The 17,663-nt window shown below is 48.3% G+C and carries 16 protein-coding genes; 7 read left to right on the forward strand and 9 right to left on the reverse strand.

Annotated elements, in window-relative coordinates; genetic code table 11:
- Nucleotides 1-3 precede the first annotated feature (3 nt).
- From RJ32_RS10915 to RJ32_RS10945, 7 genes are all read right to left on the reverse strand, one after another.
- Nucleotides 4-1,494, reverse strand: coding sequence for a SulP family inorganic anion transporter (locus RJ32_RS10915; protein WP_034822261.1), 1,491 nt, complete (start codon nt 1,492-1,494; stop codon nt 4-6).
- Between the two features lie 210 nt (nt 1,495-1,704).
- Nucleotides 1,705-2,382, reverse strand: a complete 678-nt coding sequence (locus RJ32_RS10920; RefSeq protein ID WP_034822262.1) for an NADPH-dependent FMN reductase — start codon at nt 2,380-2,382, stop codon at nt 1,705-1,707.
- Between the two features lie 77 nt (nt 2,383-2,459).
- Complete coding sequence (arsJ, locus tag RJ32_RS10925) at nt 2,460-3,671, reverse strand: organoarsenical effux MFS transporter ArsJ (protein ID WP_034822263.1); 1,212 nt, start codon at nt 3,669-3,671, stop codon at nt 2,460-2,462.
- On the reverse strand, nt 3,671-4,666 hold the full coding sequence (locus RJ32_RS10930) for an ArsJ-associated glyceraldehyde-3-phosphate dehydrogenase (protein ID WP_011235354.1): 996 nt from the start codon (nt 4,664-4,666) through the stop codon (nt 3,671-3,673). The genes arsJ and RJ32_RS10930 overlap by 1 nt, the downstream gene beginning before the upstream one ends.
- A gap of 247 nt (nt 4,667-4,913) precedes the next feature.
- Entirely contained in the window at nt 4,914-5,954 is a 1,041-nt protein-coding gene (gene arsB, locus RJ32_RS10935) for an ACR3 family arsenite efflux transporter (RefSeq protein ID WP_034822264.1), read from the reverse strand.
- Nucleotides 5,941-6,672: a metalloregulator ArsR/SmtB family transcription factor gene (locus RJ32_RS10940; protein ID WP_235598951.1), complete on the reverse strand. Its 732-nt coding sequence runs from the start codon at nt 6,670-6,672 to the stop codon at nt 5,941-5,943. The genes arsB and RJ32_RS10940 overlap by 14 nt, the downstream gene beginning before the upstream one ends.
- Nucleotides 6,673-7,090: 418 nt before the next feature.
- Nucleotides 7,091-8,755, reverse strand: coding sequence for a Zn-dependent hydrolase (locus RJ32_RS10945; RefSeq protein ID WP_034822268.1), 1,665 nt, complete (start codon nt 8,753-8,755; stop codon nt 7,091-7,093).
- Nucleotides 8,756-8,852: 97 nt separating this feature from the next.
- Between RJ32_RS10945 and RJ32_RS10950 the strand changes: the two genes are divergently transcribed.
- Nucleotides 8,853-9,701, forward strand: coding sequence for an HDOD domain-containing protein (locus RJ32_RS10950; RefSeq protein WP_034822270.1), 849 nt, complete (start codon nt 8,853-8,855; stop codon nt 9,699-9,701).
- On the opposite strand, the gene rdgC is transcribed toward RJ32_RS10950, so the two are convergent.
- A complete protein-coding gene (rdgC, locus tag RJ32_RS10955; RefSeq protein WP_034822272.1) occupies nt 9,698-10,588 on the reverse strand; it encodes a recombination-associated protein RdgC in 891 nt (296 codons plus the stop codon). The genes RJ32_RS10950 and rdgC overlap by 4 nt on opposite strands.
- 73 nt (nt 10,589-10,661) lie before the next feature.
- A complete protein-coding gene (locus tag RJ32_RS10960) occupies nt 10,662-12,395 on the reverse strand; it encodes an ATP-binding protein (protein ID WP_034822274.1) in 1,734 nt (577 codons plus the stop codon).
- Nucleotides 12,396-12,571: 176 nt separating this feature from the next.
- Here RJ32_RS10960 and RJ32_RS10965 point away from each other — a divergent pair, with 176 nt between their 5' ends.
- Genes RJ32_RS10965 through RJ32_RS10990 form a run of 6 tightly spaced genes read left to right on the forward strand, consistent with a single transcriptional unit; the run spans nt 12,572 to nt 17,594 of the window.
- The gene (locus tag RJ32_RS10965) at nt 12,572-13,366 is read left to right on the forward strand and encodes a DUF3450 domain-containing protein (protein ID WP_011235347.1); all 795 of its coding nucleotides are present in this window, start codon (nt 12,572-12,574) and stop codon (nt 13,364-13,366) included.
- A gap of 12 nt (nt 13,367-13,378) precedes the next feature.
- Nucleotides 13,379-14,758 carry a MotA/TolQ/ExbB proton channel family protein gene (locus RJ32_RS10970; RefSeq protein ID WP_011235346.1) on the forward strand — a complete coding sequence of 460 codons (1,380 nt, stop codon included), beginning with the start codon at nt 13,379-13,381 and terminating at the stop codon, nt 14,756-14,758.
- A gap of 2 nt (nt 14,759-14,760) precedes the next feature.
- The gene (locus RJ32_RS10975; RefSeq protein WP_011235345.1) at nt 14,761-15,291 is read left to right on the forward strand and encodes a MotA/TolQ/ExbB proton channel family protein; all 531 of its coding nucleotides are present in this window, start codon (nt 14,761-14,763) and stop codon (nt 15,289-15,291) included.
- Nucleotides 15,292-15,312: 21 nt separating this feature from the next.
- Nucleotides 15,313-15,720: a biopolymer transporter ExbD gene (locus RJ32_RS10980; protein WP_011235344.1), complete on the forward strand. Its 408-nt coding sequence runs from the start codon at nt 15,313-15,315 to the stop codon at nt 15,718-15,720.
- Complete coding sequence (locus RJ32_RS10985; RefSeq protein WP_011235343.1) at nt 15,721-16,329, forward strand: energy transducer TonB; 609 nt, start codon at nt 15,721-15,723, stop codon at nt 16,327-16,329. It abuts the gene before it with no gap.
- 11 nt (nt 16,330-16,340) lie between these two features.
- Nucleotides 16,341-17,594 carry a lipopolysaccharide assembly protein LapB gene (locus RJ32_RS10990; protein WP_011235342.1) on the forward strand — a complete coding sequence of 418 codons (1,254 nt, stop codon included), beginning with the start codon at nt 16,341-16,343 and terminating at the stop codon, nt 17,592-17,594.
- Nucleotides 17,595-17,663 lie beyond the last annotated feature (69 nt).

The following is a 17,663-nucleotide window of genomic DNA, read 5'->3' on the forward strand; positions in this document are numbered from 1 at the left end:
CCATTAGTGCCCGCCCATCAGCTTATCGACAGCGTCGGGTTTGTCATGTACGCCAAAGCGATCAACGATGGTCGCGCTGGCTTCATTAAGCCCTATAACTTCCACTTCAGCACCTTCACGGCGGAATTTTACTACAGCACGGTCAAGTGCATCGACGGCGGTGATATCCCAGAAATGGGCCTGACTGAGGTCGATGACAACCTGCTCAACCCCTTCTTTGAAATCAAATGCGCCAAGAAACTTTTCAGATGAGCTGAAAAATACCTGACCAATGACCCGATAAGTGCGTTTTATGCCGTCAGAGTCAATCTCTGACTTAATGTACAGGTAATGCCCAATTTTGTTCGCAAAGAACATAGCGGCCAACAGCACACCAACCAATACACCATAAGCCAGGTTATGTGTTGCGACAACGACCGCAACTGTTGCAACCATGACAATATTGGTGGACAGCGGATGTTTCCTTAAGTTCTTAATGGAACTCCAACTGAAGGTACCTATAGAGACCATGATCATTACGGCAACCAGTGCGGCCATAGGAATTTGCACCAGCAGTTTGTCCAGAACCAGAACCATAATCAGCAGGAAGATACCGGCAGTTAATGTAGACAACCGTGTACGACCGCCCGATTTCACATTAATAATGGACTGACCAATCATGGCGCAACCGGCCATTCCGCCTAACAGACCTGCGCCGATATTCGCAACGCCCTGACCTTTACATTCGCGGTTTTTATCGCTGGGGGTATCGGTTAAGTCGTCGACAATAGTCGCTGTCATCATGGACTCAAGTAAACCCACTACGGCAAGCGCTGCCGAGTAAGGGAAGATAATGGCTAAGGTTTCGAAGTTTAACGGAACGTCAGGCCATAAGAAAATAGGCAGGGTGTCCGGCAATTTACCCATATCACCAACGGTACGAATATCCAAACCTAAGAATACGGCGACGATAGTTAGGGATACAATACAAATCAGCGGAGAGGGCAGTATTTTCCCAATAACCGGAACATAAGGAAAACCGTAAATAATGGCGAGACCAGCTACGGTCATGGCATACACATGCCAGGTTACGTCAGTTAGCTCCGGCAGCTGCGCCATAAAAATCAGAATGGCCAGAGCATTTACGAAACCGGTGACCACCGAGCGCGAGACAAAGCGCATCAGCTCGTCCAGTTTAAGGTAGCCGGCAGCAATTTGCAGTAACCCGGTCAGTAAGGTGGCCGCTAACAAGTACTCAAGCCCATGCTCTTTGACCAGCGACGCCATAAGCAACGCCATGGCGGCGGTTGCGGCAGATATCATCCCCGGACGACCGCCGGTAAAAGCAATAACAACGGCAATACAGAAAGAGGCATACAGGCCCACTTTCGGATCTACGCCCGCGATAATAGAGAATGCGATGGCTTCAGGAATAAGCGCTAAAGCGACCACAATACCTGACAACAAATCACCACGTATATTAGAAAACCAGTTCTGCTGGATAGACTTCAACATAGATAGATAACACCAAATTTTAATCGTAATTATAAAGCGGCCGGAATGGCCAGAAAAGCAGAGAACAGCCTACTGCGCACCTGTGACAGGAAAGTGACGGCTAGGGTGGCGTAATACGCGTCAGCACGTAGGTGGCTCCTTATGGTTTGAGGCTGGTCAAAAAAAGAGCGCGAATTTTAGCATAAAATGTGCCAACTACAACCGAAAAAATTATTTTCGGTCGCTGTCTGGGGCATTGCGTTGTGAGGGGTCACTTTTAAAGTCGCTGACCAGCTTGCGCGGGTTCAGCGCTTCGCGTTGCTTTTGTGCCGCCTCGGCCCACCAGCATAGCTGATTCAGAGTGCGGCCGAAATATTGGATCCAGCGCTCAGTGTCTTCAACCTCCTGAGTGAATTTGCCGTTTTCCTCAAATACTGTTTGCGCTTTAGGCACGTGGATCATAGCGGATACCGGTAGGCAGCCTAATTCAGACAGGAAGGTGCGCATATTAACCGCCGCGCGAACGCCACCCCACTGACCAGCCGAATAAGTCGCAATGGCACTGGGTTTATAAGAGTACAAAGACGCACCGAAGTGGTTCAGTAAGTTTGCTAAAGCAGGACTCATGGAGTGATTGTACTCAGGGCTGACCATAACGTAAGCATCGGCAGCTTCAATCTTTTTAGCCAGAGCGTCCAACTGTTCGGGGACGTCTTTTTCATGGTATGAAAAATGTGGCTTAAAAACATCCTCAAATGGGTAATCTAAAGGGTCAATAAGTTCGACTTCTGCGTTATCGAAGCTTTGTTCCAGGTAATTAACGCAGGCCTTTGCCACACGTTCGCCCAATCTGGCTGGCTTGGGCGGCGTACTGTCACGTACCGTACCTAAAAACACTAAATATTTCATTGTGGTTCCTTAATAGTAGCCTGACATTTACGTCAGGTCAGATATCGCACCTGACATAAATGTCAGGCTACGACATATCAGACGCGATGCTGCTCCCGCTCGGGCAAAAAGCTAATTGCTGCCGTGGATAATAGCAATAACAGTGTTGATATCATTAGGCAAGCAACCAGCCCCCATTGCTGATACACCCAGCCGGATAAAACGGTACCCATTAGACGCCCGGCTGCGTTGGCCATGTAGTAAAAGCCTACGTCCAAAGACACCCCGTCGGCGCGAGAATAAGAGACAATAAGGTAACTGTGCAGCGACGAGTTAATGGCAAACAGAATGCCGAACAAGCCTAAACCAATAATAATGCTCTGGGTAACAGGTAAGCCCTGCCACAGGGCCAGAGCAAGCGCGAGTGGACTCAGAGTCAGTAACGCATTCCATACCACGGCCTGAGTTTTAGGTACGTCCTGGCCACTTTTTGTGAATTTAGGCGCAATGCTTTGTACAAAGCCGTAACCAATAACCCACAAGGCTAAGAAGCTGCCGACTTGCCAGTGGTTCCAGTCCAGCTGGCTGGCTAAGAACACCGGTAAGGCCACCACAAACCAGACGTCGCGGGCACCAAAGAGTAAAAAGCGAGCACCCGATAAAATATTGATAGGCCGGCTTTTGGATAAAATGTCCTTAAACTTAGGCTTGAACTTTGCTTTGCCCGACTCTTTTTTCAGAAAAATTAAACTGGCTACCCAGACCAGGCTAAGCATAACCGCCATGGCCAGCACCGCACCCTGGAAGCCAATTAACGTGAGCAGTAAACCACCAAGGAAAAAGCCAACGCCTTTTAAGGTGTTTTTTGAGCCGGTGAGTATCGCGACCCATTTATACAGCTGACCTTGTTTGTCGTCAGGCACCAGTAGCTTAATGGTGCTTTTGGCGCTCATTTTATTGAGGTCTTTGGCAATACCGGACAACGCCTGGGCGGCCATCACCCAAATGACGGTGAGCATAGAACCCGGTACCAGCAGCATGGCAAGCGCCACAATCTGTATGCCAAGCCCAATATTCATGGTTCTGTTGAGCCCCCAACGAGCGCCCAGCCAGCCACCAAATAAGTTAGTGACTATGCCGAAAAACTCGTAGAACAGAAACAGCATAGCCACTTCCAGCGCACTGTAACCCAACTGGTGGAAGTGCAGCACCACCAGCATGCGCAGCGCGCCGTCAGTCAGGGTAAAAGCCCAGTAGTTACCCGTAACAATTAAGTATTGGCGTATAGCCGGCGACAGCTGACTGAGCATTAGCCGACTTTTTCCACCAGTTCAACTGCGCGGTTGGCATAACCCCATTCATTGTCGTACCAGGCATAAATTTTCACGTGCGTGCCGTTAATAACCTTAGTCGACAGAGCATCGACTATGCTTGAGCGAGGGTCGGTTTTGTAATCTATTGATACTAACGGACGCTCTTCATATCCCAGAATGCCTTTGAGTTCGCCTTCGGCGGCCTCTTTCATCCAGCCATTAATTTCCTCCACGCTGGTGGATTTCTTCACTTCGAACACGCAGTCGGTTAATGACGCGTTTGCTAAAGGTACACGTACTGCGTGGCCGTCGATTTTATCCTTCAGCTCCGGGAAAATTTCCACAATGGCCGTTGCTGAACCGGTGGATGTCGGAATTAAGCTCATGCCGCAGGCACGGGCACGGCGTAAGTCTTTGTGCGGCGCGTCCAGAATGGTCTGGGTGTTGGTTAAATCGTGAATGGTGGTAATTGACGCGTGCTTAATACCAATTTTGTCCTGCAGTACTTTGACCACAGGTGCCAGACAGTTGGTTGTGCAGGACGCGGCGGTGAGTATCTGATGCTTTTCCGGATCGTAAAGGTGGTCATTAACGCCCAAAACAATGTTCAGCGCGCCGGGTTCTTTGACCGGAGCTGATACCACCACACGTTTAACGCCCTGCGACAGGTAGTCGTTAAGCACCTTCACGGTTTTCATCTTGCCGGAGGCTTCTAAAACCACATCACAACCACTCCAGTCGTTCTCGGCAATGGTTTTGTGTTGAGTGAAAGCTATGCGTTCATCACCAATTTGAATGGCGTTGTCCTGAGCTTCGGCTTCATAACCCCAGCGACCATGCACCGAGTCAAAATTCAGCAAGTGTGCAAAAGTAGCCGCATCAGCACCCGGGTCATTCACCTGAACAATTTCCAGGTCAGGGTTTTCCCATGCCACGCGAAGCGCCAAACGACCAATACGACCCAAACCGTTAATTCCAACCTTAATCGTCATAAAAGACTCCTTTTGTGTATCTCTTACCTGCCTACTTTTGGGCTTGGGGGGGAGTTTGCTGTCTTGTTTCGCTTGAGCATTGCGCCCCCTATGGCGGAGACGCTACAAGCTCATCCATGAGGGCTTGTCGAAGGCCATCCTTGGCCTTCGACACTCCACCATAGGGGGCGCAACACTCATAACGCTTACAAGACAACAAACTCCCCCTCCCATATCTAAAGGGTTTTTGCGCTCATCACTCCACGCCTTAACTTGATGCAAACCAGTGTTTGGTTCTATTCGCGAACCAGACTAATGAGAGCATCACCGGTACTTCTACCAGCACGCCAACAACCGTGGCTAGCGCTGCGCCGGACTGCAAACCAAATAGTGAAATAGCTACGGCTACTGCTAACTCGAAAAAGTTTGAGGTACCAATTAAGCAGGCCGGAGCCGCTATGCGGTGAGGCAGCTTAATTAGTAACGCAATAATAAAGGTAATAGCAAAAATGCCGTATGTCTGTACCAATAATGGCGTAGCAATCATGGCGATATCCAGCGGACGGGTCAGCAAAACCTCAGCCTGAAAACCAAATAACAGCACTACAGTCAGAAGTAGACCGACGATTGACCAGGGCTTCATAGTCTGGTCGAAATTGGTCAGCGCTTTATTGTTGTCATTATCGCTATCTGAATTTGAGCGGGTGATGTACCGGCGCGTTATAAACCCAGCAATAAGCGGGGCAATAACGTAAAGGCCAACACTTAATAGCAGGGTTTGCCAGGGCACAATGATATCGGTAACACCAAGTAATAAGGCTGCAATGGGCGCGAACGCGAAAATCATAATAATATCGTTAACCGACACTTGTACCAGCGTGTAGTTAGCATCGCCTTTGGTCAGCTGGCTCCAGATAAAAACCATGGCAGTACAGGGTGCAACGCCTAATAAAATGACTCCGGCCAGGTATTCGTTTGCGGTTTCGGGTTCAATAAAGTCGGCAAATATACCTTTGAAGAATAACCAGCCTACCAACGCCATGGTAAAAGGTTTCACCAGCCAGTTAATAACAACCGTCAGAATTAAACCTTTGGGCTCTTTCGCTATTTGTGTGATAGCGGCAAAGTTAACCTGCACCATAACGGGGTAAATCATCAGCCAGATAAGTACTGCGATAATTAAATTAACCTGAGCAAACTCAAAAGCTGAAAGCCATTCGAAAGCGCTTGGAAAGAAGCTCCCCAGGGCCGTTCCTGCAATAATAGCTAAGGCTACCCAGGCAGAGAGAAAACGTTCAAACACACCCATTATCGATATCCTTTATCAGTTGGGGGTTATAGTTGGCGGTGGTAATAATGATTTTACGCATCCAGTCAGGTAGTGCCGGATTCAGTTGGTAGTAAACCCAGCGCTGGTCTTTGCGGTCAATCAGCAGCCCATATTCGCGCAGCTGAGCCAGGTGGCGCGACACTTTAGGCTGCGACATGGCGGTAGCATCAACAAACTCGCACACACAAAGCTCTTTGTGCTTGGCTAACAGGCTTATCATGGTTAAGCGTAGCGGGTCTGCCATGATCTTGAAGAAATCTTCCGGTGCATTAAATAAATGCGGCTTGCCACTGTTCTTGCGCAAAATGAGCAAAAACATCTTAATGCGGTCACTTAACTCATGAGCGGTCTTCTTAAAGGCATTGGTTTTTTTGCTGCTTACCGGGTCGGGAAAGTCCCAGGCTATAAAGTGGTTCTCTTTGTATTGTAGCTGGCATTCAGAGCGGGCGCGGTCGCATAAGCTGATAACGTAATCAAATTCATCGATGCTTAAATCTGAAACGGCCTTTGAACTTAACCCTTCGGTACTAATCCCGAGGGCTTGCAGCGCTTCAAGAGCTTTAGGTTCAGGCTGGGTTGGCTCAGTGCCGGCACTGTAAACTTCCAGCTCATCATTACCAAACTGTCGCAAAATGGCTTCGGCCATTAGCGAGCGAGCCGAGTTGGCGGTACAGAGAAACAGAACTTTCGTGGTCATGGGTATCATCATATATTCGATATTTCATATATATGGTAGATCGAATATGTAGAAGGTGCAACAGGATAGGGACTGAACCAAGAGCGCTGAGGTTACAGGAACCATTGTGGAGGACGCCCGTGAATACATCCCTGTAGGGCTTGGGCAGCGCCATCCGTGGCGCTGCACACCTCCACCGTGGTCCGCTGTAACCGTCGTACGCGCTCCTGTTTCAGTCCCTATCCTAATATCAATGCCAGGCTGGATCTCGCAGGTGTAGATAGGGTAGGTTGCTCATTTGCAAGCGTTATGAATGTTGAGCCCCCTGTGGCGGAGTGTCGAAGGCCAAGGATGGCCTTCGTCAAGCGTTCAAGGATGAACTCGTAGCGTCTCCGCCACAGGGGGGTCAATGTTCAAGCGAAGCAAGTGACAACCTGGCCTACAGCCCAAGCACCTCTTTGCCCTGGTCAAAGGTGACGTCAACCGGTATACCGGCGTCGGTTAGTTTGTCCAGGTCGGCTTTTAGCTGCGGGCTGACAACACCTAGTGTTGCAACCAGTTCAGCTACGCCGTTGTAGTCGCCGTCGCCTTGCAGTGTCAGAATTTTTTCCGACAGGCTGTTCATGGCGCCACGCATTTTTTCCATATTAATGGCGTATTGGCCGCTGGCGTTACGCTCAAAGGCACCTGCGTCGGCAAAGTAGTTAAAGCGGATCATGTTGGCTTTGCCGTGTGCACTTGAGGCACCAAAACGAACGGAGCGGAAAATACTGGCCATAAAGGTGGTGTAGTAGTCTTTTAGTTCGCCTTCGGCTAGAACGCCTTGCTCGAATAACTGTGTCACCATGTACAGACCCAGAATATCGGCTTTACCCTCTTCTAAAGCTGAGGCGTGCTCTTTTAACGCTGCGCGCACGGTACCTTTGTCATTCAGAGTATTTTTAATGCCTAAGCCGTGAGCCACTTCGTGAAACATGGTGTTGGCAAAAAAGGCGTTAAAAGTAATGTCTTCACGCTGTTCTGGCACAATGAGCTGCTCGGCAATTGGCACCAGAATTTTATCGAACTTAGCTTGCATGGCGTTTTTAAGCTGCAGGCGACGTGTGCCTTTTTCTAACTGAACTTCTTCGTCGTTAGGCAGGTTAATGGCAATGGTTTTGCTACCGGCATTGGAGTGACCAGCATAATACACCACATCGTATGCGTTTAGCTGAGCGTTAGCGCCGGGTTTTTCTGCTTTGTAAGCCGACTCAACCGGCAGACCTTCCTGCAATTGCGGCAAGTATTGAGCATACTTTTCCAGACGTTGGCTCCAGGCTTTATCTTTTACTAACACATAAGACTCAAACGCTGTTTTGTAACCAAACAAATGGTCTTCATAATTCTCAATAGGACCGATAACCACATCAATATCGTTACCTGTCATGTCCATCCAGGCCATGTCGGAAGGCTGGTATTCATTGCTTAAAAAGGCATCGGCGCGCAAACGCAGGTACTCTGAGAAATCTTCGTTTTCTGCTAACTCGGCGGCTTCACGGAGTAAATCGGCAGCTTTAGTTAAAGACTCTTTATAAGCTTCTGAGTAAGCTACTGTTTTCAATTCGCCTTCATCGTCGCGACGCAACAAGGTATATAAGCTGTCTTTGTCCGCAAGCTCGGCGTTTTCAAATTCCGTTTTGGTCATGTCGGCAGGGTAAAAGTTAGCGCCTGCAGGCTTGTCTTCAAAACCGGTTAAGAAGGGCTGGTTATTGTTTAGCCTATCCCACGGACCGTAGTTAATAACAGTAAACTCCCGGGCTTTTTCTTCAACCTGGTTTAAAAGTTTTTGTTTATCACCCGGAAACGCTTGCTGCCAAAACAGGTTGTCCATAATTTTTGACGCGTCTATAAGTAAACCAACCATTTTTTTCTGTTCGTCTGATAAATGCGACAGATCCGTTTTTAGTTGGTAGGGCGTGTAGATATCAAGTCTTTGTTCTGTCCCCTCAACTAACTCGTAGTGACTTTTTTGTTCGCTATCAGGGCTTTGTGTTGTGGTTTGAGGCTCGCTGCAACCCATTAAAACCAGCGCAAGTGGTGCTAAGCTAAAAAGTGTTTTTTTCATAATAGGACGTTTCTAAAAATTGAGTTGTTGTAAAGTTCTGTTAATCTACTTCCAAGCTTTTTCAGAAGCAAGAAAACCATAATAATAAGGAAATAAAATGTCATCGCAAAATGCACTATACCTGCTAATTGACGAGCGACTCAGACGTGATGAACTAAAACTTCCCGGCTTACCTGAAACGGCGGAGCAAGTGCGTAATGCAACCATGGACCCGGACTGCAACCTGCACGATCTCAGCCATATTATCCAGCAAGATACCGCGTTGACAGCGCGGCTTATTCGTCTGGCCAACAGCGCCTACCTTGGCGGCAGAAATAAAGCTGAGAGTTTAATGCAGGCGTTAACTCGTATTGGTATGCGGCGCATTCGGACACTGGCATTGGCGATGGCTATGGAGCAGGTATTCAAGCCGGGTAACGACATAGTGCAAATGTTCTCTCAGCAGTTTATTGTCGAAAGCAGAGAAATTGCCGCAGCAGCCGTTGTTATAACCGAAGACTTGCAGCGCAGAGGCATTGGTCATCGGCTGCATCAGGACGTTGCGCTGTTAGCCGGTATGGTGTCGCGCATTGGCGTTGCCCCAATTTTGCATATGGCGAATGAGTTTGAAGACAGCTTCGCCAACCCTTCTTTTATTAAAGAGTGTATTAACCAGTTCAGTTCGCCTTTAGGCAGTAATATTCTCAGCTATTGGCAGTTTACGCCAAACCTGGTGCAGGTGCCGCTGCACTATTACAACGGCAGAATGAGCTTAAACGATGCAATTACCGTGAACTACTGTGACATTGTGCATTTGGCTGCTTTGTTAACCGGAAATGTGAAACCTGGCAAGGACAGTGTGACTCTGGTTGAGTATCAAATGTTGGGGGTGATTAAGACCGATGATTTTTGGCAGCAGGAGTCTGTGCAGAAATCCTACCGCCAAATGCTGGACTTGCTGTCTTAGCCAAAAGCTTTCTTTAAATCGTCAAACAGAAGCCCGACTTCGGCGCTAACCAGAGCAAAGTCGGCGTCGATTTTTTCTTCCGGGCTAGGGTCAACTAAATCGTCTTTGGCGTCGAGCAGACGGTCTGTTGGTTTGACTCGTTTTAACGCCATATCCGACTCAATAATAAATTCTAAATTTTCCTGCCATACCAGACCTAAACGAGTGACTTGCTTGCCACCGGCTAAGTGTGCCTGAATGTCTTCACGGGTTAAGTCTTCCTGCTTGCAGCGAATAATGCCGCCGTCCGCTTGTGGTGAACGCAATTCTGCTTCATCACCAAACTCGAATGGATTCGGTAATTCAGCACTTTGTAACCAGGCCGTCAGGTAAGTTTCAACTGCGTCACTTGGGCTTACCGGGCGCACAGGTAACGAGCCGACAGAACCACGCAACAAACCTAAAAAGTCTTCGGCTTTATTGGCTGCTGACTCATCAATAGCAATAATTTGGCGGTCTAGGTCGATGTAACCCCAGCTTTGGCGGAAACGGCTGAACGCCTGTGGCAGAAGCTGGTGAATTAAGTCTTCTTTTAAGTTTTGTTTTTCTTTGCGCGGCACTGAGCGGCCTTCGGCTTCACTGATCTGGCGTACTTTTTCGTCCAGCTGGGCGTTAACAACCGTGCTCGGAAGTACTTTTTCTTCTCGTTTGGCACACAGCAACCAGCAATTACCCAGGCTGTGAGTCAGTACTTCATTGTCTGCGCCAAAAGGCGAAGACCAGCCAAATGAGCTTTGGTCCGAGCGCGAACAGGGGTGAAAGCTGTGCTCAGCTAATTGCTCAGAGAAATCATCTGGCAGGGAAAAGGTTTCGCTGAATTGATAAAAACGAAGATTTTTAAACCACATAGGTAAGCTGTTCCTGTCGCAACAAATAAAACAAAAATAAGGGCAGGGATTGTAGCCCGTTAGGGCAGAGCTGTCAGTTTAAAACCTGTACAGAAAATGAAAAGAAATAGTTTAAACCTTTACCGGGTTCACTTTCCGCGCTGATTTCACCAGACAGAGTCTGAGTGACCAGGTTCCTGACAATATGCGTACCCAGGCCGCTGCCACCCTGGTCTCTTTTCGTGGTAAAGAAGGGGTCGAATAAGCGTTTAAGTTGAGCTTCGGATAAACCATTACCATTGTCAGAATAGTGAACCTGAAGGGTTTCACCATCGAGCCGGATAGAAATGGTCATAAGGCCTTCATCAATGCCGTCAAAGGCATGCCGTAGCGAGTTAAGAATCAGGTTGGTAAAAATTTGTGATAAAGCACCCGCCGGGCAACGTATGAAAATGTCATCGGCACATTCAAGATGCACCTGATGGTTGGTCTTTTTAAGGTGAGGCTGCAAAGACTGAACTAAGTCTTCGATATAACTTTTCAGGTTAATGTCGCGGATAGCGTCCGACGCCTGGTCGACAGCCACTTGTTTAAAGCTGCTAATAAGATCAGACGCGCGGTGCAGGTTGCTGTCCAGTAAGTTCAGGCTTTCGCGACCTTCCTCTATAAATTTCTTCAACTGCGTTTGCGTCAGTTCTTTATTAAGCAGCGACTGATCAAGCGTGTCGAGCTTTTCGCGTAAGTAAGAGGACGCTGTAACGCTAATGCCTATGGGCGTATTCACGTCGTGCGTAATACCGGCAACCAGCCCACCCAGCGACGCCATTTTTTCCGACTCAATAAGTTGCTGTTGAGTTTCACGCAAGTTATTCAGCGAAGACTCCAGCCGCTGGTTAGACTGACGCAATGTATTTTCAATGGCGCGGCGCTGGCCAACTTCGCGCTCCAGTTTCTCCTGACGCATTTCCAGCTCGTTCTTACGTTGTTCAAGGTCAAGCATAACCTGACTTAAACTGGAGGTTTTGCGCGCCACCTCCTGCTCAAGTATGGCATTTTGCTCGTCGAGCTGACGGTTAGCCGCTTTGAGCTTCTTCTGGGTACGGTCCAAATCGGACTGATATTCCTCAATATTATCCAGCAGCTGGTTATAGGCTTGCTCTACCAGTACCAGTTCATTGTTGTGCTGATCCGCTAAGCGAATTCTGGAGCGTTCTAGGTTATCCAGCCGGAAACCTTTAATTTGCTGAGTTAAGTCGCTGAGTGGCCGGTTCAGCATGCGGTTAAAGGCAATAGTGAAAAGCACAATAAGGAAGATACTTTTAATAATGGCGTTACCGATAATAAAGCCAAGGCTCACTTTAATACGGTCAATGGCAATGTCGCGGGTCGAAAACAGGCTGACATCACCCACTTTGGTGGAATGACCGGAAAATTCAAATATGAGTGAATCGTAGTAGCCGAAAATGCCGTTACGTTCAGGTAGCAACGCTCCTTCGCTATTGTCGTCGGGCAAGTCGCTCATTTCTGTGGTTTCGCCCAGCTGCACCAAAATATTACCGGCATCGTCGCGGATAAGAACACCGGCAATAGCGGGAATACTAATAAGGCCGTCGGCAATGGTATCAATCTGGTTGCTGTTGAACTCCCAAAGCGAACGCGTCAGGGAGCCATTAAATGTGCTTTGCTGGTTCTGTAGTTCGGCAATCAGTACTCGTTTGGTATCAAAATATTCAGCTCCAATTTGTATCGCGGTCACAATTAACGTCAACAAAAAGTAGACGGAAAGCACGCGAGTTAATAAGGAGGATGAAATACTTTTGATTGCCATAGACTGAGGTCAACGAGTTGTACAGATAGGGATAAACTAATTCATTGACTGAAATAACGCAATAAAGCAATCCCGCCAATAAAAAGCACTGACACAAAAATGACATATTACAGTCATTAAGCTGTCACGAAAAGTGACTAAAGTCGCCACAAATTAATTCACAAAGGTCATAATTTATGAAGTTAATTACTTCTGCTGGCGCTTTAGCTGTTGCAGCCTTAGTTGCGGCTCCGGCTTATTCGCAACAGGACACACTGGAACCTGTGGTTGAGCAGGCATCCTCTATTAATGAATCTGCCCGTCAGTCGCAACTGACTATAGACCAGATTTCCGATGATATGCAGGAACGACTGCAACAGTATAAACGCATCATGAAAGAAATTGATGGATTAAAGGTTTATACCGCGCAAGTCGAGCAGCAAATCGATAGCCAGGAAAGTGAAAAAAGCGACATTAATAACTCTATTGATCAGGTCAGTTATGTCGAACGCCAAATTACTCCACTAATGTTGCGGATGATTGACTCGCTTGAGTCTTTTGTTGAATTAGACGCCCCGTTTCTGCAGACCGAGCGAAGTGAACGCTTACAGCAGCTGAATGACTTGATGGAAAGAGCCAACGTCGATGTCTCTGAGAAGTTCCGTCGGGTTATGGAAGCTTACCAGATAGAAGCTGACTACGGCCGCAACATTGAAGCTTATACCGCTGAACACGAAATTGATGGTCAGCAACAAGACGTCACCTTCCTGCGTGTTGGCCGTGTCGCTTTGATTTACAAAACCCGCGACGGTCAGCATCTGGGATTATGGAACCAGCAAACGCGCAGCTGGGAAGAGCTTGATAGTAAGCACTTACCAGAAATTGACGAAGCCATTCGTATTGCCAGAAAACAACTGGCGCCAGATTTACTGATGATGCCGCTGTTCGCGAATAAATCGACCAGTTCTTCTAACAACGGCAGCGGCCAATAAGGAATGATAGCCATGAGATTAAGTAAGCAGATTGCAAAATGGTTCTCAGTAACGCTACTGGCCATCACTTCTTCCGCAGCTTTGGCGGCACCGGTTCCGCAGGAACCCATTAATTTAGATGAGCTTCTGCAGCAGTTGCAGCAGGGCAAGTTCTCGCAGTCAGAGAACAACAAAGAACGTGAACAGCGTTTTCGTGAAAGAGAGCAAGAACAAAAAGCTATGCTGGAAGACGCCATTGCCGAGCGCAATCGTCTGGAGCAGCGCGCAGAGCAACTGGAAACTCAGTTCGAGCAGAATGAAGTTGATTTGGGTAACTTGAGCGATACTTTAACGCAGCGCATGGGCTCACTGAAAGAGCTGTTCGGTGTTTTGCAGCAGGTGGCTAACGACGCCTCAAGTAACTTTGATAACTCGGTTATTTCTGCTCAGTATCCCGGGCGTGCCGAGAATTTATCGGAACTGGCTGAACGTATGGGCTCGTCGTCTAAGCTGGCCTCTATTGAAGACATAGAAAGCGTCTGGTTTGCCTTGCAACAGGAAATGACGGAATCCGGTAAAGTTGCTGAATTTACCACTCAGGTTACCGCGGCAAACGGCGACAAGTCAGAAAAAGAAGTGGTTCGTGTCGGTGCATTCAACCTGGTTGCAGACGGTAAATATCTGGAACGAGTGGGTGAAACCGGTTCGGTTGCCGAACTGGTACGTCAGCCAGCAGGCCGCTACCTGAGTACCGCAGAAGAGATTCAGCAAACCGACAGCGGCATTGTGACTTTTGGTCTTGACCCCACTGGTGGTTCAATTCTGAGTCTGTTAGTTCAGGCGCCAAGCCTGAGTGAGCGTATTGATCAGGGCGGAACCGTTGGTTACATCATTTTAGCACTGGGTGCTATTGGCCTGCTGTTTGCACTGGAACGCTTTGTTTCGCTGATGCTGCTGGGCAATAAAGTGAAGCGTCAGCTGAAAAAAGATAAGCCGAGCGATGATAACCCGCTGGGCCGAGTGATGTTGCTGAAAGACAAGTATCCGCAGGCTGACACTGAAACCCTGGAATTGAAGCTGAGTGAAGGGATTTTGCGTGAAGTGCCGAAGATTACCCGCAACCTGACGTTCATTAAAATTATTTCAGTGGTCGCACCGCTAATGGGTCTGCTGGGAACGGTCACTGGTATGATCAACACCTTCCAGGCAATTACCTTGTTTGGTACGGGTGACCCGAAACTGATGGCAGGTGGTATTTCACAAGCCCTGGTAACGACGGTACTGGGCCTGGTGGTTGCGATTCCCATGACGTTACTGTTCGCGACGTTACACACGCGTAGTAAAAACCTGATTCATATACTGCAGGAACAAGCATCCGGCATTATCGCGGAGCGGTCTGAGCGAGGAGAGTAACCGTGTTATTCCTCATTGAATTCAGTAATGCGATTAGAGATTTCATCGAGTCCGGCGGACACGTTCTGCTGGTCATCGGAATCCTCATTTTTACCATGTGGCTGATGATTCTTGAACGCATTTTTTATTACTTCAACGGGCACCGTAAAAATGTGAAAGAAACGCGGCAACGTTGGCAGCAGCGGGAAGATAAATCGTCGTGGAATGCAGAGCAAATTCGGCAGGCGATGATTTCGCGGGTCAGTTTGGCGTTAGGCGGAAACTTACCGATTATTAAGGCGCTGGTGGCCTTGTGTCCGCTGCTGGGGCTGATGGGTACCGTAACCGGCATGATTGAAGTGTTCGATGTCATGGCGGTAACCGGAACCGGTAGTGCGCGCTCAATGGCGTCGGGTGTCTCTAAAGCCACTATTCCGACCATGGCGGGTATGGTTGGCGCCTTGTCAGGTGTATTTGCCGCAACCTGGCTGCAACGTACGACTCGCCGTGAGCGCATGAAGCTGGAAGATAAAATTTTATTGGAGCGTCACTAAGGTGATGTCGAGGACAGGATTATGAAGCAGCATTTTGCCAATTTAATTGAAGAAGAAGAAAGTGCTATCGATATGACACCCATGCTGGACGTGGTGTTCATTATGTTGATTTTCTTCATTGTCACGGCGTCTTTCGTGAAGGAAGCCGGTATTGATGTGAACCGCCCGGATGCGGCCACCGCAGTGCAAAAAGACCGTGCCAACATCTTAATTGCGATAAGTGAAAGCAACGAAATCTGGATTGATAAGCGCCAGGTGGATGTGCGGGCAGTGCAAGCTAACATCGAACGTTTGTACGCGGAAAATCCGCAAGGGTCTGTGGTGATTCAGGCGGACCAGGAGTCAAACACCCGGGTGTTAATTAAGGTAATGGATGCAGCCCGCTCAGCGGGGGTTTACGACGTTTCTGTAGCAACGGATGAAGAGTAAATGATGAGATTCCTGGCAGCATTACTGGTTGCAGCTTTTGTCACCATTGGTTTGTTTTACCTGATGCAGTCCTTGATCAGTGGTGGCGAGGGCGCAATGAGCGAACCGCCCCGGGGCAGCGTGCTGGACTTTGTGCGCACGCCTGAGCCTGAAGAAGTTCAGGAGAAGGAGCGCAAGCCTGAACGCCCCCCAGAGCCTGAGCAGCCACCTGAAGATTTGCCCCAGCCGCAAATGAATAATGATATTGCGGATACTGACGGCGGATCAGGTTATGACTTTTCGGCCAATATGGACAGCGGTGCAGACATTGGCAGTGGTATGTCACTGCAGGCAAGCGACGGCGAGTATCTGCCTATTGTGAAGGTTCAGGCTGCATATCCGCGCCGGGCTTTGCAGCGCGGCATAGAAGGTTACGTGGTGGTGGAGTTTACGGTGACAAAACAAGGGTCGGTGCGAGATCCGGTGGTTGTCCAGGCAGAACCGGAAGGTATTTTTGATCAGGCCGCAATGGATGCCGTACTGAAGTTTAAATACAAACCTCGGGTTATTGATGGCGAAGCGGTGGAAGTGGATGGTGTCCGCAACCGCATGACCTTTGAAATGAACTGATTGGGTGACTTATGAAATTTAAATTCATTACTTTTGCGGCTTGTAGTTGCTGGCTGGCCTTTGCCCACCCGGTGTTGGCACAACAGACTGAACGAGTGCCGGCGTTACGGGAAAAAGTTTACGGACAACTGGCGCGGGCGCAGGAACAAGCCGATAACGGTAACCTCGCCGAGGGCATTTCGATACTGGGCGAAGTGGCGGAAAAAGCGGATAGCATGAACAGCTACGAGCGCGCCATGATGTGGAACTTTTACGGTTTCATGTATTACGAGCAGGGCAATACCAAAGAGGCTATTAACTACTTTGAAAAGGTTGTAAAAGAGTCGCCTATTCCTGAATCTTTGGAAAAAAGCACGCTGTACAGCCTGGCTCAACTTGCCTTAAGTGATGGCCAGTTCCAGCGCGCAATTAGCTTTTTAGACCAATGGGAAGGCCTTGCGGAAGAAGGTGAGATGGGTAAAGCCTGGGTGTTAAAAGCACAGGCTTATTACCAGGCTGATAAATACCAGGAAGCTTTGTCTCTAATTGATAAAGCCATTGCAGCTGTCGATGCAGAAAACAAAATACCAGATGAAAACTGGTTGATTTTAAAACGTGCATTGCACTACGAGCTGGAGCAGCCAGAGCAGGTTGCCAAAGTCATGGAGCGTTTAGTGACCAGTTACAGCAAGCCGGAGTATTGGGTACAACTGGCTGGTGTTTACGCGCAGTTGGAACAGGACGAGAAACAGCTGGCGGTACTGGAAGCCGCGCATCAACAGGGGTATATCGAAACAGGCAGTGAGTGGAGGCAGTTAGCTCAGGCTTATTACTTTAATGAATTGCCGTACAAAGCGGCAGAAACCATGCAGGAAGCCATGTCTAAAGGCAAAGTTGATGCCTCTGTCGATAACCTGAAATTTGTTGCTCAGGCCTATACTCAGGCAAAAGAAAATGAAAAAGCCATTAGTGCCTATATGAAAGCGTCAGAAAAGGTTGAGCACGGAAACTTTGCGGCGCAAATAGCTCAGCTGTATCTGGCACTGGATAATAATGAAAAGGCAGTAGAATACGCGAAACAGGCCTTTAGCAAAGGTGAGCTGGACAACGAGGGTAATTTGTATCTGGCTGAAGGAATGGCGTTACTGAACTTGAAACGTTATGAGCAGGCTATTGAGTCTTTTGAGCAGGCTGCAGAAATTGAAGGGGCGGAACGCTCTGCAAAACAATGGCTTAAATACGCGAAAAGTCAGTATAAGCAGCAACAGCAAATGGCAAACTTATAATAAGCGAGTATTTATAACTGTATCCTAACAATAATGTCATGTGATTGACTAAAAAACGAAAAAAACTGT

Origin of the sequence: Idiomarina sp. 28-8 (assembly GCF_000320945.2) — a bacterium.
Classification (GTDB): Bacteria; Pseudomonadota; Gammaproteobacteria; order Enterobacterales; family Alteromonadaceae; genus Idiomarina; species Idiomarina loihiensis.

What these genes read in the sequence shown, in the direction of transcription:
- RJ32_RS10960 (WP_034822274.1), bottom strand. Translation starts at nt 12,395, where the DNA reads ATGGCAATCAAAAGTATTTCATCCTCCTTATTAACTCGCGTGCTTTCC.
- rdgC (WP_034822272.1), bottom strand. Translation starts at nt 10,588, where the DNA reads ATGTGGTTTAAAAATCTTCGTTTTTATCAATTCAGCGAAACCTTTTCC.
- RJ32_RS10990 (WP_011235342.1), top strand. Translation starts at nt 16,341, where the DNA reads ATGAAATTTAAATTCATTACTTTTGCGGCTTGTAGTTGCTGGCTGGCC.
- RJ32_RS10985 (WP_011235343.1), top strand. Translation starts at nt 15,721, where the DNA reads ATGATGAGATTCCTGGCAGCATTACTGGTTGCAGCTTTTGTCACCATT.
- RJ32_RS10940 (WP_235598951.1), bottom strand. Translation starts at nt 6,672, where the DNA reads ATGACCACGAAAGTTCTGTTTCTCTGTACCGCCAACTCGGCTCGCTCG.
- arsB (WP_034822264.1), bottom strand. Translation starts at nt 5,954, where the DNA reads ATGGGTGTGTTTGAACGTTTTCTCTCTGCCTGGGTAGCCTTAGCTATT.
- RJ32_RS10915 (WP_034822261.1), bottom strand. Translation starts at nt 1,494, where the DNA reads ATGTTGAAGTCTATCCAGCAGAACTGGTTTTCTAATATACGTGGTGAT.
- RJ32_RS10950 (WP_034822270.1), top strand. Translation starts at nt 8,853, where the DNA reads ATGTCATCGCAAAATGCACTATACCTGCTAATTGACGAGCGACTCAGA.
- RJ32_RS10970 (WP_011235346.1), top strand. Translation starts at nt 13,379, where the DNA reads ATGAGATTAAGTAAGCAGATTGCAAAATGGTTCTCAGTAACGCTACTG.
- arsJ (WP_034822263.1), bottom strand. Translation starts at nt 3,671, where the DNA reads ATGCTCAGTCAGCTGTCGCCGGCTATACGCCAATACTTAATTGTTACG.
- RJ32_RS10945 (WP_034822268.1), bottom strand. Translation starts at nt 8,755, where the DNA reads ATGAAAAAAACACTTTTTAGCTTAGCACCACTTGCGCTGGTTTTAATG.
- RJ32_RS10930 (WP_011235354.1), bottom strand. Translation starts at nt 4,666, where the DNA reads ATGACGATTAAGGTTGGAATTAACGGTTTGGGTCGTATTGGTCGTTTG.
- RJ32_RS10965 (WP_011235347.1), top strand. Translation starts at nt 12,572, where the DNA reads ATGAAGTTAATTACTTCTGCTGGCGCTTTAGCTGTTGCAGCCTTAGTT.
- RJ32_RS10920 (WP_034822262.1), bottom strand. Translation starts at nt 2,382, where the DNA reads ATGAAATATTTAGTGTTTTTAGGTACGGTACGTGACAGTACGCCGCCC.
- RJ32_RS10980 (WP_011235344.1), top strand. Translation starts at nt 15,313, where the DNA reads ATGAAGCAGCATTTTGCCAATTTAATTGAAGAAGAAGAAAGTGCTATC.